Here is a 23478-nt window from a genome sequence, read left to right on the forward strand (position 1 = left end):
AGCTCAGCCGCTATAGCCGAGGCTTTTGAGATAGGCACAAAACATGTCGGCGAGCGCATCGGAATAGGCTTCGATCTCGCCGGACGTCCGCTCCTTTTCCGAGAAATCCGCTCCCACGGTACTCAGCGTCTTTATGATCAGTTCGCCGGCCAGAGCGCGGCCGGAACCCGGCGCGTCGGGAAGCGTCTCGCGCATGAAGGCTTCGACGGTCCGGTTCGCCGTCGCCCTTGCCTCCTGCGCCTCCGGCGCATCCCGATAGAGCGGCGCTGCGTCGTTCAGTGCGCCGCGCACCGCCGCCTCCTCGCATTCGGAGCGGATGAAGGCGTGGACCAGCGTTCTTATCCGCTCGAGCGGTGATAGCCCGGTGTTTTCGAGAATGCCGCACAACAGCTCTGTCGTCTGGCGCCATTCGTCGCTCTGCAGCCTGAACAGCAGCGCCGCCTTGTTCGGGAAATACTGGTAGAGCGAACCGACGCTGACGCCCGCCCTTTCGGCGACGCGCGTGGTGGTGAAACGCTGCGCGCCTTCAGCAGCCAAAACCTGAGCAGCCGCCGCTAAAATCGCCGCGACCAGCTCCGTGGCGCGCGCCTGCTTTGGCTGTTTTCGGGTGGAAATTGAAGGACTTGGGCGTTGGATCATCGCGACGCTCGGGAATGCGAATTGGAAACCTGAAGGATTATTCGTATTTTTGAAGCAACACAAGAACCCCGGAGACAGCCATGACCACCTTGACCGCAACCCCTTTGGCCCCGCTGCTCGCCCGCCTGTTCAAGGAAGCCGACGCGTCGACCAGTTCGGCGATCGCACGGTACTCGCGCGAAGAACGGACGCGCCTGCTTCACAGCAAGACCGAGTATCGCCAGTTCTACGGCAGCATGAAGGACCTTTGGCTCGCCGTCTCGCCGGAGACGGGCACGCTGCTCTACATGCTGGCGCGCAGCACCGGCGCGCGCATCATCGTCGAATTCGGCACCTCGTTCGGCATCTCGACGCTCTATCTCGCCGCGGCGCTGCGCGACAATGGCGGCGGCCGCCTGATCACGACGGAATTCGAGCCGTCCAAGGTGGTGCGGGCCAAATCCAACCTGACGGAAGGCGGCCTCATCGATCTGGTCGAGATCCGCGAGGGCGACGCGCTGGAAACGCTCAGCACCGACCTGCCTGACCGGATAGACCTGCTGCTGCTCGACGGCGCCAAGGCGCTCTATCCGGAGATATTGAACCTGGTCGAGAGCCGGCTCAGGCCAGGCGCGCTGGTCATTGCCGACAATGCCGACTTCTCGCCCGAATATCTGGAGCGGGTGCGCGGGCCGGCCGGCGGTTATATGTCGACGCCGTTCGGCGACGACGTGGAGCTGTCGATGCGGCTCGGCTAAGGCCTCGAAACTACTCCATGCTGCTTCTGAGGCAGCCGTAGGCGTTTACGTCAACCAACGCGCAATCCCGGCCTTCGGGCCCCGGCCTTCGGGCCTTTGACGCGTAGGTGACATCATGACCCTCCTCCCATCGTCTTGGCACGGCCTGCCCCGCCCGGCGCTACTCGGCCTCTTCCTGTTCTTCTGCGCCGGTTTCGCCGACGGCGCGCTGGTGCCTTTCTTTCCGCTCTGGGCAAGCAGCGAGGCGAATATCCCGATCGGCGCGATCGGCCTTTTGTTTGCCTGCTATGCCGGCGGCGAATTGATCGCCGCGCCGCTGATCGGCGGCATCGCCGACCGGGTCGGCCGGCGGCCGGTGCTGGTCCTGTCGTCGCTCGGCGTCGGCTGCGGCTTCGTCGCGCTGTTCTTCGTCCACGGCGTCGCCGCCACTGCGATCGTCCTGCTGTTGACCGGCATGTGCGAGTCGGTGCTGCATCCGACGATCCTCGCGGCAATCGCCGATGTGACGGAGCCCTCAGCGCATCCGCGCTGGTTCGGCATGGCAAGGGTGAGCTCGAGCGCCGGGCAGATCCTCGGCCCGGCCTGCGGCGCGCTGCTGGCGCTCGTTTCGCGTGGCAGCGTGTTCTTGGCCGGCGGCGGTATGCTGCTGTTCGGCGGCGTCGTCATGCTTGCCGCATTCGCCGAGACGCGCGGCCATGCCGCAGCCGACCATGAGGAAACGGAGGAAGAGGAAGGCCTGTCCGCGCTGCTGCCGGCCTTCCGCGACGGCCGCCTGGCAAAGCTGCTCGCCTGGGTCGTGCTGTTCGAGATTTCCGGCAACTGGATTGAAGCGGTCATCCCGCTCTATGCGCAGGATGCCGGCACGCTCACCCCGTCCGGTGTCGGCGCGCTGTTTGCCTATGCGGCCGCCCTGACGGTCGGTTTGCAGATGCTGGTCAGCCGCTTTGCCGAGACGCGATCGGCACTTTGGCTGGCAGCCGGTGCCGGCATCTCGACTATCGCCGCCTTTGCCCTGCTGGCGACCTCGCCGGCGATACTTTCGCTGGTCGTCGCAGTCAGCCTCTGCTCGGTGGGACAGATGCTGGTCGGGCCGCTCGTGCCGACCGCCGTCAACGCGCTCGCGCCATCGCCGCGACGCGCTTCCTATATGGCCGCCTCGTCTGTGGCGGTCGACCTCAAGGACTCGCTCGGACCGTCGATCGGCACGGCGCTCTATGCGCTCACGCCGCGCCTGCCCTGGGTCGTCGGCATTCCGCTGGTGGCGGTCGCTTCGCTGGGCCTCGGCGCCGCGATCGGGCGGGCGCGAAGCTCCGCGGATACCGCCGACGACGATGCGATGCCGGGCTCGGCCGTCGAAAACTATCGCTGAGCCTTCAGCACTGCGCCAAGACCACATCGGCCGGCAGCTTCAGATGGAGCTGTCGGCCATTTGCGAATTGCGGAACCGAGGCCTCGCGCCATTGGACGCAGGACGGTGCTCGCGAAATGCCATGGCAAGGGCGCGCAGCGCCTCGCGCGATTGCGGATCGGAGAGCGTGGAAAGCAGCAGGATTTCGGTCGCCGGCAGCGGCGGCAAGCCGAATTTGCGGCTGACCTCGATCGTGCCCGGCGGGGCGAGCCGACAGGAGAAGACCGCCGTGGCAAGGCCGGCCGAAACGGCTTCCGCAACCGCGAAGGAGCCGCAGCCCAGGAAAACCTGCGTCCACGGGATGCCGACCGCGTCGAGCGCACCGGTGACGATGTCGCGGATGCTGCAGGATGGTGAGGAGGCGGCCAGCCGCAGCGGCTCGCCGGCGCGGTAGACGAAATCCGGCGTCGCGTACCAGCCGAATTGCTCCGGCGCCAGCACCTCGCCGTCGCGGCGGTCATCGTCGCGACGCACAATCGCGGCGTCGAGCTCGCCGCGATCGAAGGCGGCTAGCAGGTCGCGCGTGTCGTCGAGCTGCACCTCGATGGTCAAAGCCGGATCATGCGCATTGAGCCGCGCCAGCAGGGTCGGCACTTCGGCGCCGCCGACATGGGTGGCGATCCCTAGCCGGAAATGGCGGCGGACGGCGGTGAGGCTGGCGACCGCGCGGTCATGCGCGGCAAGCAGCTCGCGCGCGGGCTCGAGGAACACAGTGCCGCGCGCCGACAGCCGCACCAGCCTCGGCGTTCGCTCGATCAGTTTTTCGCCGATCCGATCCTCCAGCCGCTTCAGCTTGACGCTGATCGCGCCTTGCGTGCTGCCGAGGGCTTCGGCGGCGCGCGTGAAGCTGCGCAAGTCGGCGACGGTGAGGAAGGCTTTCACCGCATCTATGTCCAGCGTCATATCATCTATCTCATTTTGTTGTCACTGAAATATCCAACCATGCAATTTTAAAATGATCAAGCCTCCGCTAACTTGGGTTGAGCGCGCAGCGGCGAACGGCCATCCGGTTGCGCCCTGCCCAAGAAACTCAAGAGGTTTGACCATGGCACCTGTCCTCACCCGCCGGGGCATCGTCGTTCTGTTTGCCGCATGTCTTGCCTGCCTGATGTTCGGGCTGGAGATATCGAGCGTCCCAACCGTCCTGCCGACGCTGGAACAGGTGCTCGACGCGGACTTCAGGCAACTGCAATGGGTGATGAACGCCTACACCATCGCCGTCACGACCGTGCTGATGGCGGTCGGCACCATGGCCGATCGCTATGGACGCAAGCGCGTCTTCCTGGTCTCGATCGCCGCCTTTGGTCTCACCTCGCTGATCTGCGGTCTGGCGAGCAATGTCTCGACGCTGATCGTCGCGCGCTTCCTGCAGGGGTTGAGCGGCGGCGCGATGCTGATCTGCCAGCTCGCCGTGCTGTCGCATGAATTCCAGGAAGGCCGAGAGCGCGCCGTGGCCTGGGGCTGGTGGGGCGTCATCTTCGGCATCGGCCTCGGCTTCGGCCCGATCGTCGGTGGCGGCATCGTCGCCGTGTCGAGCTGGCAGTGGGTGTTCCTCATCCATGTGGCGATCGCGATCGTCGCCTTCGCGCTTGCGCTCACCGGCGTCCATGAATCCAAGGACCCGCAAGCAGGCAGGTTGGATCTCGCCGGCATCCTGACCTTGTCGCCTGCCGTCTTCTGCCTCGTTTTCTATATCACGCAAGGACCGGAGCTTGGCTTCGCCAACCTGGCCGCCCTGGCGATCCTTGGCCTGTCGATCGCATGCTTCATGGCGTTCTTTATTGCCGAAAGGATCAGCAAGCGGCCGATGTTCGACTTTTCGGTCTTTCGTATCCGCCCGTTTTTCGGCGCGATCGTCGGCTCGGCGGCAATGAACATCAGCTACTGGCCGTTCATGATCTATCTGCCGATCTGGTTTCATGCCGGATTGGGTCTCGACGGCTTCGCCACCGGCCTTGCCTTGCTCGCCTACACGCTGCCGACGCTGGTGATGCCGCCTTTGGCCGAGCGGCTGTCGCTGCGCTACCGGCCCGGCGCCATCATTCCGGCAGGGCTCGCGATCATCGGCATTGGCTTCCTGCTGATGAGGTGGGGCAGCGCGGCAGCCCATGCCAGCTGGCTAACCATGCTGCCCGGCTGCCTGATCGCGGGCACCGGCCTCGGCATCACCAACACGCCGGTAACCAACACGACCACCGGCTCGGTTTCGCGTGATCGCGTCGGGATGGCATCCGGCATAGACATGAGCGCGCGCATGATCTCGCTTGCCGTGAACATCGCAGTGATGGGCTTTATCCTGGCGAGCGGCGCGCTCGCGTATCTCATGGCAGCGCTGCCCGATCTCGATAGCGCAAGGCTCTATCTATTCGCCGAGGCGATCGCGGCCGGCAATCCGGTGCCGGGGTTGCCGGACAAGGTCGCGCATGACGCGCTGGCAAACGGCTTTGGCTGGGTGATGCTCTATGGCGGTATCGGCGTCTGGGTCATGGCGGCAATCGGCTTTGCCATCTTCAAGGCACGACCGGCGCGGCAGGAGGCGGTTCAGCGCCCGGACTGAACCGGATGCTGGTCAGCCGACCGGCTGCAGCGGGTCGCCGCCGATCTTCGACAGCTGGATGACCGCCTGGGTGCGGCTGTCGACGCCGAGCTTCTGCAGGATGGCCGAGACATGCGCCTTGATGGTGGCCTCGGAGACGCCGAGCTCATAGGCGATCTGCTTGTTGAGCAGGCCCTCCGCCAGCATGCCGAGCACCCGCGTCTGCTGCGGCGTCAGCGCCTGCAGGCGCTTGATCAGGTCGGAGATTTCCGGATCGCGCTCGACGCCGAGCTCGATGCCGGCGGGCGCCGCGATATCGCCGGCAAGCACCGCCTGCACGGCGGCGCGGATCTCTTCCATGCTGGCCGATTTGGAGATGAAGCCGGAAGCGCCGAGATCGAGCGCGCGGCGGATGGTGACGGGATCGTCATGCGCCGAGACCACCACCAGCGGCACCGCCGGATGGATGCCGCGCAGCGAGATCAGGCCGGAAAGGCCGCTGGCGCCCGGCATCGACAGGTCGAGCAGCACCATGTCGACATCCTCATTGGCAAGCACCAGCGCCTTGGCGCTTTCGAAATCGCCGGCTTCGTAGATGGCAGCAACGTCGCCGATGCCGGCCAGCGCCTCCTTCAGCGCGCCGCGAAAAAGCGGATGGTCGTCGGCAATGACGAAAGTGTGGCCCGACGGCAAATAGTCCTCCCCCGATCCCATCATCATTGTGTGCTTCTTGCGGGGACCGGAATGATTATGCGGCGGCGCGGCGCGTTTTCAAGCGGCAAAGACCGCGTGCGAGGTTTTCCCCAATGCAGCTTTGCAATCAGGTCTTCTGCTGGTTCAGCTTGCCGTCGCCGTCGTCCTTGTCCAGGTCCTTGACGATGTCCTTGAAGGTCCGGAAAAAGCGCTCCATGTAGCCCATCGTCTTATTGAAATCCTCTTCGCTGGGCAGTTGCGATTCCAGCCGGGCGGACAGCGAGTTCTCGAGCTTGGCGACACGCGCGTCGAGCGCCTTGACCGAATTATCCAGCCGGTCGATCTCGTCCTGGTAGGCGGCGCGCTCGTCGGCGGCCATCTTGCAGACGAGCTGGCCGGCGCGCTCTTCGCAGATCGACATGGCGCCAGTTCTTGCATCCATGCGGACATAGCCGTTGGCCGACTTCTCCAAACGGTAGTGGTCGGTTTCCTCGGAATAGGCGGATGCGGCAACCAGCGAGCAAAGCGCCGCGGGGATCACGATGTGCTGCAGACGCATGTTGTTCCTCCATGAGCCAGTGAAGGCGGGCTATCACAGGTTTGCGCCGGAAATGGGGAAGAGTCGAGCTTCGAGCCTTCCCCGCACCTTCGGTTCGGACTATAGCGCGACAATGTCTCAGATTATCTACAAGATCGCGCCCGAGGCGCTGTGGCGCGAAGCTGAACGGAACGGGCGCTTCACCGGCGCGCCGGTCGACATCGCCGACGGCTTCATCCATTTCTCCACCGCCGGCCAAGTTGGCGAGACGGCGGCCAGGCATTTCGCCGGGCAGACGGACCTGCTGCTGATCGCCATCGACGCGGCAAGGCTGGGTGATGCGCTGAAATACGAGGTCTCGCGCGGTGGCGCCCTGTTCCCGCATCTCTACGCCGAGCTCGATCTTGATGCCGTTCTCTGGGTAAAGCCGTTGCCGCTCGGCGCAGGCGGCCACGAATTCCCGGCGCTGGAGGGCGAATGAGCGTGCTCGACCGGATCGGCCAAAAGCTGCTTTTCTCCTTCGATCCGGAAACCGCGCACGGCCTGTCGATCGCGGCGCTGCGCTGCGGGCTGCCGGTCGGCGCGACGGCGCCGCGGCGCCCGACGCATGACGCGCGGCTGAAGGTCAGCCTTTGCGGCCTCGATTTCCCCAACCCGCTCGGCATGGCCGCCGGCTACGACAAGAACGCCGAAGTGCCGGACGCGCTGCTCGGGCTTGGCTTCGGCTTCGCCGAGGTCGGCACAATCACGCCGCTGCCGCAACCCGGCAATCCGAAGCCGCGCATCTTCCGGCTGACTGCGGACGAAGCGGTGATCAACCGGCTGGGCTTCAACAATGAGGGCCATGCGGCCGCCGAAAAGCGCCTTGCCGCGCGCAAGGGGCGGCCAGGCATCGTCGGCGTCAACATCGGCGCCAACAAGGACAGCGCCGACCGCATCGCCGACTATGAGCGCGGCGTCGCCCGCTTTGCGCCCTATGCGAGCTATCTGACCGTCAACATCTCCTCGCCCAACACGCCCGGCTTGCGCAACATGCAGGCGCGCGAGCAACTCGGCGAATTGTTGTCGCGGGTGATGGCGGCAAGGACGGGAGCGTCGGCGCAGCCGCCGGTCTTCCTCAAGATCGCGCCGGACCTGGTCGAGGCGGAGCTGGAAGACATCGCCGCCGAGGTCATCGAGAAGAAGATCGACGGCGTCATCGTCTCCAACACGACGCTGGCGCGGGTCGGGTTGCGCAGCGCAAGTCTGGCCGGCGAAGCCGGCGGGCTGTCAGGCAAGCCGCTGTTCGAGCGCTCGACGGCCGTGCTCGCCCGGATGCGCAAGCTGCTCGGCCCACAAGTGACGATCGTCGGGGTCGGCGGCGTCGACTCGGTGGAAACCGCGCTGGAGAAGATCCGCGCCGGCGCCGATCTGGTCCAGCTCTATACCGGCATGATCTATGCCGGGCCGGCGCTGCCCGGACGCCTCGTTGCCGACATGGCGCGCTTTGTTGGGCGAGAGAGGCTGAAGTCGATACGCGAGTTGCGCGACAGCAATCTTGAGCATTGGGCCGCTAAATCACTCTCGGCGGCAGAGCCGAACTAGCCAGGGGTCCTCTGCTGCGCGTTAGGCCCTCCGGGCGAGCTCAGCCTCTAGAGCCAGGGTCTGTAGCCGGTAGATGTTCAGGACATCGACCATATTCTCAATGGATAGCGACCAACCCGCGGGCAGCCTCCGCTCAGCTCGTTTCAGAGACGAACCGATCGCACCTCCAGATACCAGGCTGTAGCCGATAGACTTTGTACGTCGCTGTCTGCGGACATGAAAGCCTTGAACGTCTCGCCAAGCAATCTTCCTAGGCGATCGAATAAGACCACCACTCAACACAAAGCCATTGCCATCAAGAATCAGAACATGCGGATGGGCTAGCAGCCGGACGTAAATCAGAGAGCACAATCCAAAAAAGACAATACCAAGCCATCCGCCAGCGATTTGTTTAAATCCTGCCAGTGACTCATGATGAGCCGGAGGGTTCCGGACCATGAGAATCCCTACGCAAACGAAAGCAGCACATCCAAGAAGGCATAGAAACACTTTCACCCGCGAGCCCTTTATAATCCTGGGCTCAAGCGGTTCGAATACATCTCTCATTGCCACCCCCGGCACTTTATCCATCCCATGACTAAGGGTATTCAAGACTACTCCTTACGCCGGGGCAAATCAAAACGCCGTGCGCACCCTGAGCCTGAGCACCGTCAGCAGGCTCAAGCCGCGCACCAGCAGGAAAACGTGCAGCGATGCCCACAGGCCGCTGTTGCCGAATGCCGGCGCCAGGGTGATGAGCGCAGCGCTGAAGATGAGGAACGACAACAGCATCATGTTGCGCATGTCGCGCGACCAGGTGGCACCGATGAAGACGCCGTCCATCTGGAAGGCCAGCACGCCGCTCAGCGCAGTGAAGGCGGCCCAGGGCAGATAGGTGTCGGCGGCCGCGCGGACCTCCGGGGATGTCGTCACCAGCGCCACCAGACTGGCGCCGGCGGTCAACAGGGTGAGCGTGGCGACACCGGCGAGGCCAAAGCCCCAGATCAGCGTCAGCCGCACCGCCTGCCGGAACGGAGCGGGCGCATGCGCGCCGATGGCGCGGCCGGCGAGCTGCTCGGCGGCGGTGGCGAAGCCGTCAAGGAAATAGCCGGCGATGAGGAAGAAATTCATCAGCACGGCGTTGGCGGCGAGCGTCACCGTGCCGAACTGCGCGCCCTGCCTGGTGAACAGCGCGAAGGCGGCAAGCAGCGAGAAGGAGCGGATCATGATGTCGCGGTTGAGCGACAGCATGCGCCGGTAGGCCGGCAGGTCGAGGATACGCCGGCGCGACGGCCGCTCCAGCTTGCGGAAACGGCTGAGCACGATGACAAGGCCAAGCAGCATGGCCAGGAACTCGCCGGTGACGGTCGCCCAGGCGACGCCGGCAACGCCCCAGCCGAGCTCGAGGCCGAGCAAGAAGCAGAGCGCGATGTTGATGCCGTTGAGCACCGCCTGCAGCATCAGCCCGAGCCCGCCTTCGCCGCGTCCCAGCACGTAGCCCAGTATGGCGTAGTTGATCAGCGAGAAGGGCGCTGCCAATAGCCTGATGCGGATATAGACCGACATCGCGGCGCTGACCCGCGGCTCGGCGCCCATGAACCATTGGCCGGCGACGGCAAAGAGCGGCGCAAGGGCGGCAAGCACGACGCCCGCGACGACCGCGATCAGCACGGCGCGCCACAGCACCGCTTGCTCCTCCAGCGCATCGCCGCGCCCGAAGGCCTGGGCGACGAGGCCGGTGGTGCCCGAACGCAGGAAGTTGAAGCTGGTGAAGACGACGTCGAACACCAGCGACCCCGCCGCCAGGCCGCCGAGCAGGGCCGCATCGCCGAACTGGCCGACCACCGCGGTGTCGACAATGCCGAGCAGCGGCGTCGTCAGATAGGCAAGCGTCATCGGCACGGCGATCGCCAGCACCGAGCGGTTGGTGACGACGAAAGACCTGGCGTTGGCTTGAGTCGCGTCCAAGGGATTGCTGCCTGTCCGATTGCGGCTTGATCGAGGACCCGATGTGCCCCAGTTTGCCGGCATCACGCAACCATATCCGCCGGACTGCCAACCGAATTGCAAACCTGGCGCAGCCCCCAATTCATGCCGCTGCAGATCGTCCATCACCCCGACTATGATGCCGGCTTCGCCGTCAACCATCGCTTTCCGATGAGCAAATATCCGCTTTTGATAGAGGCTTTGCGCTTACGCGGTCTAGCCGTGCCGGGCGCGCTTTCGATGCCGGAGCCGGCACCGGCCGCATGGCTGAAGCTTGCGCATGCGGCCGACTATGTCGATCAGGTGATCGCCTGCCAGGTGCCGGAGAAAATAGAGCGAGAGATCGGCTTTCCGATCGGCCCGCGCGTGTCATTGAGGGCGCAGCTCGCTACGGCGGGTACGGTGCTGGCCGCCAGGCTGGCGCTGAAACACGGCATTGCCTGCAATGCGGCAGGCGGCAGCCATCACGCCAGGCGCGCGCAGGGCGCCGGCTTCTGCACCTTCAACGATGTCACCGTCGCCGCGCTGGCGCTGCTGGCCGAAGGCGCCGCCGAAAATGTGCTGGTCGTCGATCTCGACGTGCATCAGGGCGACGGCACGGCGGACATTCTCAAGGACGAACCGCGCGCCTTCGCCTTTTCCATGCATGGCGAGCGCAACTACCCGGCGCGCAAGATCGCCTCCGACCTCGACGTCGCCTTGCCGGACGGCACCGGCGACGATGCCTATCTCGGGCGGCTCGCCGCCATCCTGCCGGAGCTCTCCGGGCAAAGGCATTGGGACATCGTCTTCTACAATGCGGGCGTGGACGTCCATGCCGAGGACAGGCTCGGCCGGCTGGCGCTCACCGACAATGGCCTCAAAGCCCGCGAAGATATGGTCATCGGCCATTTCCGCAAGCAGGGCGTGCCGCTGTGCGGGGTCATCGGCGGCGGTTACTCGACCGACGTGCCGGCGCTGGCCGCGCGCCACGCCATCCTGTTCGAGGTGGCGTCGCGATATGCGTGATGCCAGGCCGAGCTATTTCCGGTAGCTGGCGATCCTGAGCAGGATAAACACCGGCACGACGATCGCCGCGCCGAGCAGGATGTAGCCCAGGAAGCGATCGATGGCGTGGAAGCCGAGATTCCACAAATCGACGAAGAACTGACGGATGCCATAGAAGACGTCCATAGGCGACCAGCCGAAGGCATGCATGACGAGGCCGACGAGGAAGGAGACCACGAGCAGCTTCAGGAACACCCTGAGCGGCGTGTCGCCAAGAAAGCGCGTCAGTGCGGACAAGGCCATTCTCCGGTTCGAGCCGTCCGATTCGGCGGCACGACAACAGAGATACGCATTCCGCGGAAAGGCATCAAGCAATGGAGCCGCGGGTTCCGCTTTGCCGATTGCTTGCAGCCCGGGCCTCGTGTTAACGAGGTGGCCGACGCGGGTATGATGTAATGGTAGCTTGTCAGCTTCCCAAGCTGAACGCGCGGGTTCGATTCCCGCTACCCGCTCCACCTTCTACTTCCTGCGGCGCAAGGATTTGAGTCAGACCTCACCAAGGGCCAGATTGCGCGGCCGATTCGCGTCGGCTGCCTGGGATTGCGGGGCGCAATTGCACTGGATCGACCCCCAGGCCGAGCAGTTTGCGCGAGGGTGAATTCGGCTGTTTGTAAGGCGAGCGTTTGGGTCTTGCACACCAATGCAAGACCCAGTCAGTGATTCACCCGGCAGGCACCGGATATGTGGTTGCTATCGACCTAGAGCCGGAAGCCGATCCAGACACGGCGGCGCCAGCAACGGACATGGCGCCGGCCATGGCGCCAGTAGCGCCGGCAGACCCTTCTCCAAACGTGGCGCCGGCGGCGGCGGTAGTACCGGCCACGGTAATACCGACGGCGGTAGTACTGAGCTGGCTGCAGCAGATCGGCCTGGTCATCCTCCTCGTAGATGGCCGGATCCGGCTTATCCAATTCATCGAGAATCCCGTTGCCTTTGGGGATGCCGGCAACCGCCTTGGCTGGTCCGGCCAGGCTTGCAAGCGCTGCCGCCCCCGCAACCCCAAGCATTCCAGTCAGAAACAACCGACGTTCCATCGAAACCTCCCGAGCTGTTGAGCATCGGCAGCCTTCCCTCACCCGCAACGGGCTCCAGCGAGCGACCGATCGGTTTGAACGTACAAGTAGCATTCTCGTTCCATTAGCCCACCTCGCGCAAAATGAAGTCGTGCAGCATTTTGGCTGCGGGCGAGAGCACGCGGTTCTTGACCGTGATCAGGCTGTAGGGCCGGACTTCGATGTCGAACTCGGTCTGGACGACGTCGATGGCGCCGGCCAGCCCGTCGCCGCCTTGAATGAACTTGGCGACCTGGATCGAGACCGGCGCGATGGCGTCGGACTGCGCCACCATCACCAAGGTGAGCAGCAGCGAAGAGGTGTTGAGGATGCGGTCGGGCAGCGGGATGTCGCGGTTCAAAAAGTTGCTTTCCATCGCCTGGCGCAGCGGCGAGCCGCCGGACTGGAACACCCAGTCATAGGCTGCCGTGTCTTCCAGCCTCACCGCCTTGCCGCTCGCCAGCGGATGGCCGCGGCGCACGATGAGGCAGGCCTTCTCGACGCCGATGACGCGCGATTCGAAAAGCCGCGGATTGAGGTCGTCGGGGATGCGGGCGATGATGAAGTCGTGGCGCGACGCGATCAGCTCGCGGGCGAGCACGTTCGAAGTTTCGACCTGCATGGTGATCTCGATGCGCGGATAGATGCGGCGAATCTCGCGAATCGCCGGCACCGCGAGCTCGATGGCCGGCGCCGTCACCGCGCCGAGGAACACCGAGCCGCCCTTGCCGGCCTTGAGCTCGGCAATCTCGCGGTCGGCCTCGCGCATCTCCAGCAAAATCGAGCGGGCGCGGCGAGCGAGCGCCTGGCCGTAAGGGGTCAGCGTCACGCCGCGCGGCAGCCGCTCGCACAACTTGACGTCGAGCACCGCCTCCATCTCGGCGATCATGCGCGAGGCTGCCGGCTGGGAAATGTTCATGACCTGGGCAGCGGCGCTCACCCGGCCGTGATCGTCCAGCGCGGTGATCATGCGCATATGCCGGAGACTGAGGCCGCTGCGCAGCAGCGTCTCGCCGTCTCCCGGCAATTTCTCGTAACTCACTGAAATCACATCAGGATCATGCAATGCCGCCATGATTTGAAGCCTCTCCGCCGGATTTCTATCTGCCGTTTAAGCTATACCGGTTTCGATATAGCAACCAGCAAAGATCGCATTTGACAGTTATGTCAAAGGGACCCACCCTTCGCGCGTTCCGAGACGCAACAGTCGGCAACGAGCAAATTCGTATCGATTGAAACTGCGTCGCGGGACCGATTGGGAGGATACCGGAGATCGATAAAGCCGACAGTGGCGCGCCAGCGCACCTGTTCGACTGCGCGGCCCGCGAAGCCCCGAGGTGTCGCGTCCATCAACCAGGGAGAGTAATGTGAAGATCATCAAGACGCTGGCCGCCGTGGCGGCCCTTGGCATTGCCGCCATGAGCTATTCGGCGCACGCAGCCGACAAGGGCCTCATCGGTGTGCTGATGCCGACCAAGACCTCGCAGCGCTGGATCAACGACGGCGACGCCGTCAAGTCCCAGCTCGAGAAGCTCGGCTACACCGTCGACCTGCAATATGCGCAGGACGATATTCCGAACCAGCTCAGCCAGCTGGAAAACGAAATCACCAAGGGCCCGAAGGCGCTGATCATCGCTTCGATCGACGGCACCACCATGGCCGACGCGCTCCAGAAGGCCAATGACGCAGGCGTCGTCGTCGTCGCCTACGACCGTCTGATCAAGAAGACCCCGAATGTCGACTACTATACCACCTTCGACAATTTCGGCGTCGGCGTGATCCAGGCGAATTCGCTGGTCAAGGGCCTCAAGGAGCGCTTCCCGAACACCAAGCCGTGGAACGTCGAACTGTTCGGCGGCTCGCCGGACGACAACAATGCCTTCTTCTTCTACAATGGCGCGATGTCGGTCCTGCAGCCGCTGATCGACGACGGTTCGATCAAGATCAAGTCCGGCCAGATGGGAATGGACAAGGTCGGCACGCTGCGCTGGCTCGCCGCCACCGCCCAGGCCCGCATGGACAACCTGCTCTCGGCCAACTACTCGGACGGCAGCCGCGTCGATGGCGTTCTGTCGCCCTATGACGGCCTGTCGCGCGGCATCACCGCCTCGCTGCGCGCCGTCGGCTACGGCACGGCGGCACAGCCCTGGCCGATCGTGACCGGTCAGGACGCCGAGACCGCCTCGGTCAAGCTGATCATCTCGGGCGAGCAATACTCGACCGTGTTCAAGGACACCCGCGAGCTGGCCAAGTCGACCGTGGAACTGGTCGACAAGGTGCTCTCCGGCGGCAAGCCTGAGGGCCTCGACACCAAGACCTACAACAACGACGTCAAGGTCGTTCCCTCGATCCTCCTGACGCCGGTTGAGGTCGACAAGTCGAACTACGAGAAGCTGGTCGTCGACTCCGGCTACATCAAGGCCGAAGAGCTGAAGTAATCCAGTCTTACAGGAAGGGGTCCTGCGCGGCCGCAGGACCCCTTTTCGTTCAAAAACGACCCCGGTATTGTCTTTGCCGGCTTCTGTGGCGCCACCCGCCGCAGTATGTTGATGTCGCGCATGAGCCCTTCCGGAGTCCGATCCGGAGCCGTGCGCCCAAGGAGCAGAACCTCATGGCCTCGACGATTTTGGAGATGCGCGACATCACCAAGACGTTTCCCGGCGTGAAGGCGTTGTCGAACGTCAATCTCAGCGTCGAGGAAGGCGAGATCCACGCCGTCGTCGGCGAGAACGGCGCCGGCAAGTCGACGCTGATGAAGGTGCTGTCGGGCGTCTATCCGTCGGGCACCTATGAAGGCCAGATCATCTTCCGCGGCCAGGAATGCCATTTCAAAGGCATCCACGACAGCGAACATATCGGTATCGTCATCATCCACCAGGAGCTTGCGCTGGTGCCGATGCTGTCGATCGCGGAAAACATCTTCCTCGGCAATGAGCACGCCACCTATGGCGTCATCGACTGGGACGCCAACGAGACGCGCACGGCCGCACTGCTCAAGAAGGTCGGGCTCAAGGAGGATCCCAAGACGCTGATCACCAATATCGGCGTCGGCAAGCAGCAGCTGGTCGAGATCGCCAAGGCGCTGAGCAAGGAAGTGAAGCTCTTGATCCTCGACGAGCCGACGGCGTCGCTCAGCGAAAAGGATAGCCAGGCGCTGCTTGACCTTCTGCTCGAGTTCAAGCGCCAGGGCATGACCTCGATCCTGATCTCGCACAAGCTCAACGAAGTGAACCGGGTCGCCGACAAGGTGACGGTGATCCGCGACGGGCGCACCATCGAGACCCTGCCGAGGAAAGACATCTCGGAAGACCGCATCATCACCTCGATGGTCGGCCGCTCGCTCGACGACCGCTATCCGCCGCGCGAGCCGCAGATCGGCGAGGTCATCTTCGAGGTCAAGGACTGGTCGGTCTACCACCCGATCCACGCCGAACGGCAGGTGATCAAGAACGTCAACCTCAATGTGCGCAAGGGCGAGGTGGTGGGCATTGCCGGGCTGATGGGCGCCGGCCGCACCGAATTCGCGATGAGCCTGTTCGGCCGCTCCTATGGCCGGCACATCACAGGCGAGGTTCTGCTCAGAGGCAGGCCGCTCGACCTCTCATCGGTGAGCAGAGCGGTGGAGAACCGCATCGCCTACGTCACCGAGGACCGCAAGACCTACGGCCTCAACCTCATCGACCACATCAAGCACAATGTGACTTTGGCCAACCTCTCCGGCGTCTCCAGCCGCGGCGTCATCGACGACATGCGCGAGATGAGCGTCGCCAACGACTACCGCAAGAAGACCAACATCCGCGCCTCCAGCGTCTATCAGCTGACCGGCAATCTCTCGGGCGGCAACCAGCAGAAGGTGGTGCTGTCGAAATGGCTGTTCGCCGATCCGGAAGTGCTGATCCTCGACGAGCCGACGCGCGGCATTGACGTCGGCGCCAAGTACGAAATCTATACGATCATCGCGCGTCTCGCCGCCGAGGGCAAAGCGATCATCGTCATCTCGTCGGAAATGCCTGAACTGCTCGGCATCACCGACCGTATCTATGTGATGAACGAAGGACGCATCGTCGGCGAAATGGCGGCAAGCGACGCCAGCCAGGAAAAAATCATGCGCGCCATCGTTCGGGGAGAAGGAAAAAAAGCATCATGAGCACAGAAAGCGCTCCCGCGCCGCAGAGCGGCGTCGCCGAAGACGTCAAGCAGGGTCCACGTGTCGCCGTGTCGGCGCTAACGGCGAACCTGCGCGAATACGGCCTGATCATCGCGCTGATCGTGATCATGCTGTTCTTCCAGTACACGACGTCGGGAACGCTGTTCAAACCGGTCAACCTCAGCAATCTGGTGCAGCAGAATTCGTTCATCATCGTGATGGCGCTCGGCATGCTCTTGGTGATCGTCGCCGGCTATATCGACCTCAGCGTTGGATCGGTGGCCGGTTTCATCGGCGCGCTGGCGGCGATGATGATGGTCATCTGGCCGCTCGGAATATTCTCGAATCCGCTGGTGGTCTCGATCGTGTGCCTGATCGTCGGCGCGCTGATCGGCGCCGCGCAAGGCTACTGGATAGCCTATCACCGCATACCGAGCTTCATCGTGACGCTGGCGGGCATGCTGATCTTCCGCGGCATCTGCCAGGCATTGCTTGGCGGCGGCTCCTCCGTCGGCCCGCTGCCGGACAGCTTCAAGGCGCTGAGCTCGGGCTTCATCCCGGACGTCATCGGCCCGCTGACGCTGATCCCGCCGACGGTGAATGCCGCCGGCAAGACGATCGTCGGCAGCGGCTTGACGCTGCACATGACGACGGTCGTGCTCGGCCTGATCGCGGTCCTCGCCTATGCCTATTTCGGCTTCCGGACGCGGCGCAAGCGGGAGCGTCATGGCTATGAGGCGGAGCCCTTCCCGCTGTTCGTCATCAAGACGCTGGTCGGCAGCGCGCTGGCCCTGTTCCTGGTCTTCCAGTTCGCCAGCTACAGGGGCCTGCCGGTCGTGCTCCTGGTGATGGGCGTGCTGATCTCGCTGTTCGTCTTCGTCACCAAACGCATGACCATCGGCCGCCGCATCTATGCCATGGGCGGCAACGCCAAGGCCGCGCAGCTCTCGGGCATCAACACCGAAAGGCTGACGCTGCTCGTCTTCATCAACATGGGCGTGTTGTCGGCGCTGGGCGGCCTGATTATCGCGGCGCGTCTCGGTCAGGCCGTGCCGGCGGCGGGCCTCGGCAGCGAGCTCGACGTCATTGCGGCGGTCTTCATCGGCGGCGCCTCGGCAATGGGCGGTGTCGGCCAGGTGATCGGCGCCGTGGTCGGCGGCTTCATCATGGGCGTGATGAACAACGGCATGTCTATCATGGGCGTCAATGTCGATTGGCAGCAGGTGGTCAAGGGCCTGGTGCTGCTCGGCGCGGTCATCTTCGACGTCTACAACAAGAACAAGGCTTAAGGGCCGGAACAAAGTTCAGGAGGCATACGGGTTTCAGATCGCGAAGCTGCCGGCAGCCCGTCGGCATCAAGAAGTCCCGACAAGGACCAGGCTCGCGAGCGCAATCCGGACGAAGAATTTCAACCGTGGCGTGGATCGCTCCACGCCGCGCCCGGTAAGGTTTGCCCGCAGGCAGCCGTAGAAATGAGAGAGGATTGAACATGCTGATCTCCCAGATCCTCGACGACGCCGAGACGATCCGCGTCGTCGCCCGCAATGGCGGCGGCAAGACCAGGATCATCAATGGCGCGCGCAGTGTCTATTCGCTGGCGATGGAGGCCGCGCGCACCGGCACAGGCCTCGAGGCATTGATCGAGCGCAAGGGCTACGGCGAGACGGTCGATCTCGATGCCGCCTATAAGAGGGGCAGGCTGGTCTCGCCGATCAACCATCCGGATCCCGCGCATCTGCATCTCACCGGCACCGGGCTCACGCATCTCGGCTCCGCGGCAACGCGCGATTCCATGCACAAGAAGCTCAGCGAAGGCGGCGAGGCGGAACTCACCGATTCCATGAAGATGTTCCGCATGGGTCTGGAAGGCGGCAAGCCGGCCAAAGGCCAGGTCGGCGTGCAGCCGGAATGGTTCTACAAGGGCAACGGCACGATGGCGGTGGCGCCGGGCGCGCCCCTGATGTCGCCGGCCTTCGCGCAGGACGGGGGCGAGGAGCCGGAGATCGCCGGCATCTATGTGATCGGCGATGACGGCGCGCCGTTCCGAGTCGGCTTCACGCTGTCGAACGAGTTTTCCGATCACGTCACCGAGCGGGTGAACTATCTGTTCCTCGCCCATTCCAAGCTGCGCAACGCCTCGTTCGGCCCCGAAATCCTGATCGGCGACCTGCCCGCCGATGTCCGCGGCGCCTCGCGCATCTGGCGCGACGGCAAGCTGCTCTGGGAAAAGCCGTTCCTATCGGGCGAAGCGAACATGTCGCACACCATCGCCAATCTCGAGCACCACCATTTCAAATATTCGGCCTTCCGCCAGCCCGGCGACGTGCATGTGCATATGTTCGGCACCGCGACGCTCTCCTTCGCCGACGGCATCAAGACCGAGGCCGGCGACACGTTCGAGATCGAGGCGCCGGATTTCGGCCTGCCGCTGCGCAATCCGCTGGAGATCGAGAAGCCGGTGAAGGTGGCGGTGAAGGCGCTGTGAGAGCGTGATCTCCCTCCTTGAGGGGGAGATGTCGCCGACGGCGACAGAGGGGGTCCCTCGTCGTAGAGCGCCAACTCTTCGCATCCGCAGGGCGCCGCGCTCTATGTGAGACGACCCCCTCTGCCCTGCCGGGCATCTCCCCCTCGAGGGGGGAGATCAGCAGCTTCAGCGCGCTGCCCTGAAATGCTTGGAGAGCTTCAGGCCCTGCGCCTGATAGTTCGAGCCGAGATCGGTGCCGTAAAGCGCCTGCGGCCGCTTCAGCATATGCTCGTAGACGAGGCGACCGACGATCTGGCCGTGATCGAGGATAAAAGGCACTTCGTGGCTGCGCACTTCGAGCACGGCGCGGCTGCCGCTGCCGCCGGCGGCGGAGTGGCCGAAGCCCGGATCGAAGAAGCCGGCATAATGGACGCGGAACTCGCCGACCAGCGGATCGAACGGCGTCATCTCGGCGGCGTAGAGCGGCGGCACATGCACCGCTTCGCGTGAGACCAGGATGTAGAATTCGTCGGGATCCAGCACCAGTTCGCCGGCGCCGCTCTTGTAGATCGGCTCCCAGAAATCGACGACATCCTGGGCGGCGCGCTTGTCGACGTCGACCAGGCCGGTGTGGTGCTTGCCGCGGTAGCCGACGAGGCCGTCCTTGTCACCGTCGAGGTCGATGGACAGCGCGATGCCGCCGCCGGAAATATTGGGCGGCTCGGTAGCGACCAGCATCTCGGCGCGGTGAAGGTCGCGCAGTTCACTCTCCGACAGCACCGCATTGCCGGTGCGGAAACGGATCTGCGACAGGCGCGAGCCGGCGCGCACGACGATCGGGAAAGTGCGCGGGCTGACCTCGAGATAGAGCGGTCCGTTATAGCCGGCGGCGATCTTGTCGAACTCGTGGCCGCGGTCGGTCATGACGCGCGTGAAGATGTCGAGACGGCCGGTCGAGCTCTTCGGATTGGCCGAGGCCGACACCTTCGAAGGCAGCGCCAGGCTCTCGAGCAGCGGCACGATGTAGACGCAGCCGGTTTCCAGCACCGCGCCCTCGGCGAGGTTGATCTCGTGCAGCTTCAGCCGCTCAAGCTTGTCGGCGACCAGATGATCGGGCCCCGGCAGGAAGGAAGCGCGCACGCGAAACGCCTTGTCGCCGAGCCTGAGATCAAGGCTGGCTGGCTGAATCTGATCCGAGTCCAGCGCGCGCGGCGACTTCAGCGCGCCGGATTGAAACAGCGCCGCGATGTCCTGATCCGGAAGAATGCCTGTCTGCCGCAAAGGCTGGCTCCGTTCACAAGGCCGGGCGAGGACCTAAGCAGGCTCTTGCCGCCCGGCTGGTACAAACCTCTTAATGAAGCCGGCAATTGACGCAAGCGCGGCGCGGGTCTAAAGGGTCGTTATCCCGTGGTGATTTGGCCGGTCGGCTTGCAGCCACGTTAAACAAGTCGCTAAAGGACCGTCGAGCCGCAAGGCTATATGGACCGGTTGCGACTTCGCGGCCGGTTTTTTTTGTGTCTGAAAGCAGGGCTATGAGCATCAAGAAGCGCAACTGGAAACCTCAGACGGCACTCGTGCATGGCGGAACGTTGCGTTCCGGCTTCGGCGAGACCTCCGAGGCGATGTACCTCACCCAAGGCTATGTGTATGAGACGGCACAGGCGGCGGAAGCCCGCTTCAAGGGCGAGGAGCCGGGCTTCATCTATTCCCGCTACGCCAACCCGACCGTCGACATGTTCGAAAAGCGCATGTGCGCGCTGGAAGACGCCGAGGATGCCCGCGCCACTGCCTCCGGCATGGCCGCCGTTTCCGCCGCCCTGCTCTGCAGCGTCAAGGCAGGCGACCACATTGTTGCGGCGCGCGCGCTTTTCGGTTCCTGTCGCTGGGTGGTCGAGACGCTGGCGCCGCGCTACGGCATCCAGGCGACGCTGGTCGACGGCACCGACATCGCCAATTGGGAAAAGGCGGTAAGGCCGAACACCAAGCTGTTCTTCCTGGAAAGCCCGACCAATCCGACGCTGGAGGTGGTCGACATCGCCGCGGTCGCCAAGCTCGCCAATTCGATCGGCGCGCGGGTGATCGTCGACAACGTCTTCGCCACGCCGCTGCAGCAGAAGCCCTTGCTGCTCGGCGCCCATATCGTCGTCTATTCGGCGACCAAGCATATAGACGGCCAGGGCCGCTGCCTGGGCGGCGTCATTCTGTCGGACAAGAAGTGGATCGACGAGAACCTGCACGACTATTTCCGCCACACCGGCCCGAGCCTGTCGCCCTTCAACGCCTGGACGCTGCTCAAAGGCCTGGAGACGCTGCCGCTGCGCGTGCGCCAGCAGACGGAGAGCGCGGGCAAGATCGCCGATTTCCTGGCCGAGCGGCCGGAGATCGCCCGCGTCATCTATCCAGGCCGGCCCGATCACCCGCAGGCGGATGTCGTCAAGAAGCAGATGTCTGGCGGCTCGACATTGATCTGCCTCGACGTTAAGGGCGGCAAGCAGGCGGCCTTCGCCTTCCAGAACGCGCTCGATATCGTGCTGATCTCCAACAATCTCGGCGACGCCAAGAGCCTGATCACCCATCCGGCGACGACGACGCACAAGAACCTGAGCGACGAGGCACGCGCCGAGCTCGGCATCGGCCCCGGCACGCTCAGGCTCTCCGTCGGTCTGGAGGACACCGACGATCTGCTGGAGGATATCGAACAGGCGCTGAAGGCGGCAAAATAGAAGGCTGAGACCGCCGCGGCCGGAGCCTTCCAGAGCCGCAATTCCGGACGGAAAACCGTTTCACACTTTTCCTGGAATTGCTCTAGGCGAGCTCCTCCAGCTCGGTCATCGCCTTGGTGCGAATGGTCATGGCATTGCCGCGCCATTCGACGGCGCCGCCGAACCAGGCGCGCGCCCAGATGGCGGGCAGCATGAAGTCGCGCACGATCATCGCGGTGATGCTGCGCGGCGACAGGTACCAGCCCTTGGCGGAGGCCAGCAGGCACTCCGGCAGGTAGGCGACCGCCAGCACGCACAAGGCCGTTGTGGGCAGGCTGACGCCGGCGGCTGCCGCGGCAATCACTGCCAGCAGCAGCGGCATCGCCGCGCCGGTCAGAATCTCCGGCGCGAAGAACAGCGGGAACGTGACACGGCGCAGCCGCGCCCAGCGCGTCTGGCGCGACCAGATCTCGGCGAGCCTGCGCTGGCCGAGCGGCTGCTCGAAAGGCGAGGCGACGAGATTGACGCGCAGGCCCAGGCTGTTGACCAGCTTGGTGGCGGCCGCGTCCTCGGCGATCTCGGCGGCCAAAGCCTGGATGCCGCCACTGGCGTCGAGCATCGGCTTGTTCCACAGCATGCTCTTGCCCTGGGCGAAGCCGAGGCCGACCGCCTCGCCGGCATACTGCCAGCGCGCCTGCAGCGTGTTGAGGAAGGCGCACTCGACTTCCGCCCAAAAACCGTCTGGCCGCGAGCCGATCGGCGTCGAGCAGACGAGGCCGGTGTGCGGCCGCCATGCCGCCATCAGGTGCTGGACATAGTCCCGCGGCATCAGCACGTTGGAATCGGCGAGGATCACCCAATCGTGCCGCGCCGCCTGCCAGCCCTTGACGCAATTGTTGAGCTTGGGATTGGCGCTGATTCGGTCGTCGCCGATCAGGAGCCGCGCCGGAACCTTGGGGTGGCGCACGATCGCCGCATCGATGAGCCTCACCACCGGGTCGTCGGCATGCGCGACGCAGAAGATCAGCTCATAACGCGGCCAGTCGAGCGAGAAGGCGCGCTGCAGGGTCTCCTGCGTGAACGGCTCGGCGCCGCGCGAAGGAACAATGATCGAGACCGGCTGCGCGCCAACGGGCGACGCAATGTCATGCCGCCGTTTCAGCCGCGACGACGCGAGCAGGATGCTGGCGAGATTGAAGAGAAGAAGGGCTGACGAGGCCAGGCCGGCTGCGATAGTCAGTTCCATCGAGATCTGGTCACTCCCGATAGAGAGTTTCACCGTTTCACGGAAACGGCGAACCGCTCTATCTCTTTGTTTTCACGCAATTCCGGACGGAAAACCGCTCACACTTTTCCTGGAATTCCTCTAGGCCGCATGCCGCCGTTTCATCAGTTGCAGAGCGCCCGAGTCGCCCGGCACGGTCTGTGCACACCAACATTGTCGTATGTCACTTAAATGACATTGTTTTTCGGCACCTGCGCTTACAAGGCTGGCAGGATGGTCGGCGCTACGTCGATAGGAGCGGAGCGTGACATATATTCCGCGGCGGCAACCGGAGTGGCCCATGTATCGCGCAGTGACGCGCAACATCGAAGTGCTGGTCAGGCCCTTCTATCTGGAGGACCGTTCCGATCCGTCCGAGAACCGCTATGTCTGGGGCTATCAGGTGACGATCGACAACCGCTCCGACGAATTCGTACAGCTTGTTTCGCGCTATTGGCACATCACGGACGGCCAAGGCCGGGTCGAGGAGGTCCGCGGCGCCGGCGTCGTCGGCGATCAGCCGGAACTCAATCCCGGCGACAGCTACCAGTACACGTCGGGCTGCCCGCTCTCGACGCCGTCGGGCATCATGGTCGGCCATTACACGATGCGCAACGGCCGCGGCGAGACGTTCGATATCGCCATTCCGGCGTTTTCGCTGGACATGCCGGGCACAAGGCGGACGGTGAATTAGCGTTTTTC

Annotated in this window: 23 protein-coding genes, 1 tRNA gene and 1 riboswitch; of the genes, 13 read left to right on the plus strand and 11 right to left on the minus strand. The window is 64.2% G+C overall.

Features of this window, described 5'->3' with window-relative positions; all coding sequences use genetic code 11:
- Window positions 1–3: 3 nt before the first annotated feature.
- Window positions 4–639, minus strand: coding sequence for a TetR family transcriptional regulator (locus tag LB565_RS03335; RefSeq protein WP_224581745.1), 636 nt, complete (start codon window positions 637–639; stop codon window positions 4–6).
- 80 nt (window positions 640–719) lie between these two features.
- On the opposite strand from LB565_RS03335, the gene LB565_RS03340 reads away from it, so the two are divergent.
- Both LB565_RS03340 and LB565_RS03345 read left to right on the plus strand, forming a co-directional pair.
- Window positions 720–1376, plus strand: a complete 657-nt coding sequence (locus tag LB565_RS03340) for an O-methyltransferase (protein ID WP_224581746.1) — start codon at window positions 720–722, stop codon at window positions 1374–1376.
- A 115-nt stretch (window positions 1377–1491) separates the two neighbouring features.
- Window positions 1492–2745, plus strand: a complete 1254-nt coding sequence (locus tag LB565_RS03345) for an MDR family MFS transporter (RefSeq protein WP_224581747.1) — start codon at window positions 1492–1494, stop codon at window positions 2743–2745.
- Window positions 2746–2784: 39 nt separating this feature from the next.
- Here the strand turns inward: LB565_RS03345 and LB565_RS03350 are convergent, their stop codons facing one another.
- The gene (locus tag LB565_RS03350; RefSeq protein ID WP_224581748.1) at window positions 2785–3687 is read right to left on the minus strand and encodes a LysR family transcriptional regulator; all 903 of its coding nucleotides are present in this window, start codon (window positions 3685–3687) and stop codon (window positions 2785–2787) included.
- 142 nt (window positions 3688–3829) lie between these two features.
- Between LB565_RS03350 and LB565_RS03355 the strand changes: the two genes are divergently transcribed.
- Entirely contained in the window at window positions 3830–5341 is a 1512-nt protein-coding gene (locus tag LB565_RS03355; protein WP_224581749.1) for an MFS transporter, read from the plus strand.
- A 12-nt stretch (window positions 5342–5353) separates the two neighbouring features.
- Here LB565_RS03355 and LB565_RS03360 read toward each other — a convergent pair whose 3' ends face one another.
- Both LB565_RS03360 and LB565_RS03365 read right to left on the minus strand, forming a co-directional pair.
- Window positions 5354–6013, minus strand: a complete 660-nt coding sequence (locus LB565_RS03360) for a response regulator transcription factor (protein WP_224581936.1) — start codon at window positions 6011–6013, stop codon at window positions 5354–5356.
- Between the two features lie 127 nt (window positions 6014–6140).
- Window positions 6141–6572 carry a hypothetical protein gene (locus LB565_RS03365; protein ID WP_224581750.1) on the minus strand — a complete coding sequence of 144 codons (432 nt, stop codon included), beginning with the start codon at window positions 6570–6572 and terminating at the stop codon, window positions 6141–6143.
- 112 nt (window positions 6573–6684) lie between these two features.
- Here LB565_RS03365 and LB565_RS03370 point away from each other — a divergent pair, with 112 nt between their 5' ends.
- Window positions 6685–7032 (plus strand): DUF952 domain-containing protein, encoded by a 348-nt coding sequence (locus LB565_RS03370; RefSeq protein ID WP_224581751.1) that lies wholly within the window; start codon window positions 6685–6687, stop codon window positions 7030–7032.
- On the plus strand, window positions 7029–8135 hold the full coding sequence (locus LB565_RS03375; protein ID WP_224581752.1) for a quinone-dependent dihydroorotate dehydrogenase: 1107 nt from the start codon (window positions 7029–7031) through the stop codon (window positions 8133–8135). The genes LB565_RS03370 and LB565_RS03375 overlap by 4 nt, the downstream gene beginning before the upstream one ends.
- 21 nt (window positions 8136–8156) lie before the next feature.
- Here the strand turns inward: LB565_RS03375 and LB565_RS29990 are convergent, their stop codons facing one another.
- Together LB565_RS29990 and LB565_RS03380 are read right to left on the minus strand one after the other, a co-directional pair.
- Window positions 8157–8705, minus strand: a complete 549-nt coding sequence (locus LB565_RS29990) for an STM3941 family protein (RefSeq protein ID WP_411970605.1) — start codon at window positions 8703–8705, stop codon at window positions 8157–8159.
- A 45-nt stretch (window positions 8706–8750) separates the two neighbouring features.
- A complete protein-coding gene (locus LB565_RS03380) occupies window positions 8751–10082 on the minus strand; it encodes an MATE family efflux transporter (protein WP_224581753.1) in 1332 nt (443 codons plus the stop codon).
- Window positions 10083–10205: 123 nt separating this feature from the next.
- On the opposite strand from LB565_RS03380, the gene LB565_RS03385 reads away from it, so the two are divergent.
- Entirely contained in the window at window positions 10206–11108 is a 903-nt protein-coding gene (locus LB565_RS03385) for a histone deacetylase (protein WP_224581754.1), read from the plus strand.
- 12 nt (window positions 11109–11120) lie between these two features.
- On the opposite strand, the gene LB565_RS03390 is transcribed toward LB565_RS03385, so the two are convergent.
- Window positions 11121–11390: a DUF6460 domain-containing protein gene (locus LB565_RS03390; RefSeq protein ID WP_181166832.1), complete on the minus strand. Its 270-nt coding sequence runs from the start codon at window positions 11388–11390 to the stop codon at window positions 11121–11123.
- Window positions 11391–11528: 138 nt separating this feature from the next.
- Between LB565_RS03390 and LB565_RS03395 the strand changes: the two genes are divergently transcribed.
- Window positions 11529–11602: transfer RNA gene (locus tag LB565_RS03395), tRNA-Gly, on the plus strand.
- A 243-nt stretch (window positions 11603–11845) separates the two neighbouring features.
- Here the strand turns inward: LB565_RS03395 and LB565_RS03400 are convergent.
- Both LB565_RS03400 and LB565_RS03405 read right to left on the minus strand, forming a co-directional pair.
- A complete protein-coding gene (locus LB565_RS03400; protein ID WP_224581755.1) occupies window positions 11846–12181 on the minus strand; it encodes a protamine-2 (modular protein) in 336 nt (111 codons plus the stop codon).
- A 103-nt stretch (window positions 12182–12284) separates the two neighbouring features.
- Window positions 12285–13274: a LysR family transcriptional regulator gene (locus tag LB565_RS03405; RefSeq protein WP_224581756.1), complete on the minus strand. Its 990-nt coding sequence runs from the start codon at window positions 13272–13274 to the stop codon at window positions 12285–12287.
- 292 nt (window positions 13275–13566) lie between these two features.
- Between LB565_RS03405 and chvE the strand changes: the two genes are divergently transcribed.
- From chvE to araD1, 4 genes are all read left to right on the plus strand, one after another.
- Window positions 13567–14637: a multiple monosaccharide ABC transporter substrate-binding protein gene (chvE, locus tag LB565_RS03410; protein ID WP_224581757.1), complete on the plus strand. Its 1071-nt coding sequence runs from the start codon at window positions 13567–13569 to the stop codon at window positions 14635–14637.
- A gap of 173 nt (window positions 14638–14810) precedes the next feature.
- A complete protein-coding gene (mmsA, locus tag LB565_RS03415) occupies window positions 14811–16346 on the plus strand; it encodes a multiple monosaccharide ABC transporter ATP-binding protein (protein WP_224581758.1) in 1536 nt (511 codons plus the stop codon).
- A complete protein-coding gene (gene mmsB, locus LB565_RS03420; RefSeq protein ID WP_224581759.1) occupies window positions 16343–17635 on the plus strand; it encodes a multiple monosaccharide ABC transporter permease in 1293 nt (430 codons plus the stop codon). The genes mmsA and mmsB overlap by 4 nt, the downstream gene beginning before the upstream one ends.
- 200 nt (window positions 17636–17835) lie before the next feature.
- Window positions 17836–18831, plus strand: coding sequence for an AraD1 family protein (gene araD1, locus LB565_RS03425; RefSeq protein WP_224581937.1), 996 nt, complete (start codon window positions 17836–17838; stop codon window positions 18829–18831).
- Window positions 18832–18996: 165 nt separating this feature from the next.
- Here araD1 and LB565_RS03430 read toward each other — a convergent pair whose 3' ends face one another.
- On the minus strand, window positions 18997–20091 hold the full coding sequence (locus tag LB565_RS03430) for a 2'-deoxycytidine 5'-triphosphate deaminase (RefSeq protein ID WP_224581760.1): 1095 nt from the start codon (window positions 20089–20091) through the stop codon (window positions 18997–18999).
- Between the two features lie 116 nt (window positions 20092–20207).
- Window positions 20208–20285, plus strand: a riboswitch (SAM riboswitch).
- Between the two features lie 57 nt (window positions 20286–20342).
- Here LB565_RS03430 and LB565_RS03435 point away from each other — a divergent pair.
- Window positions 20343–21533, plus strand: a complete 1191-nt coding sequence (locus LB565_RS03435; RefSeq protein WP_224581761.1) for an O-succinylhomoserine sulfhydrylase — start codon at window positions 20343–20345, stop codon at window positions 21531–21533.
- An 82-nt stretch (window positions 21534–21615) separates the two neighbouring features.
- Here LB565_RS03435 and LB565_RS03440 read toward each other — a convergent pair whose 3' ends face one another.
- A complete protein-coding gene (locus LB565_RS03440; RefSeq protein ID WP_224581762.1) occupies window positions 21616–22758 on the minus strand; it encodes a ceramide glucosyltransferase in 1143 nt (380 codons plus the stop codon).
- 319 nt (window positions 22759–23077) lie between these two features.
- Here LB565_RS03440 and apaG point away from each other — a divergent pair, with 319 nt between their 5' ends.
- Entirely contained in the window at window positions 23078–23470 is a 393-nt protein-coding gene (gene apaG / locus LB565_RS03445) for a Co2+/Mg2+ efflux protein ApaG (RefSeq protein WP_095765893.1), read from the plus strand.
- Window positions 23471–23478: the final 8 nt, after the last annotated feature.

Origin of the sequence: Mesorhizobium sp. CA14 (genome assembly GCF_020165195.1) — a bacterium.
Classification (GTDB): domain Bacteria; phylum Pseudomonadota; class Alphaproteobacteria; order Rhizobiales; family Rhizobiaceae; genus Mesorhizobium.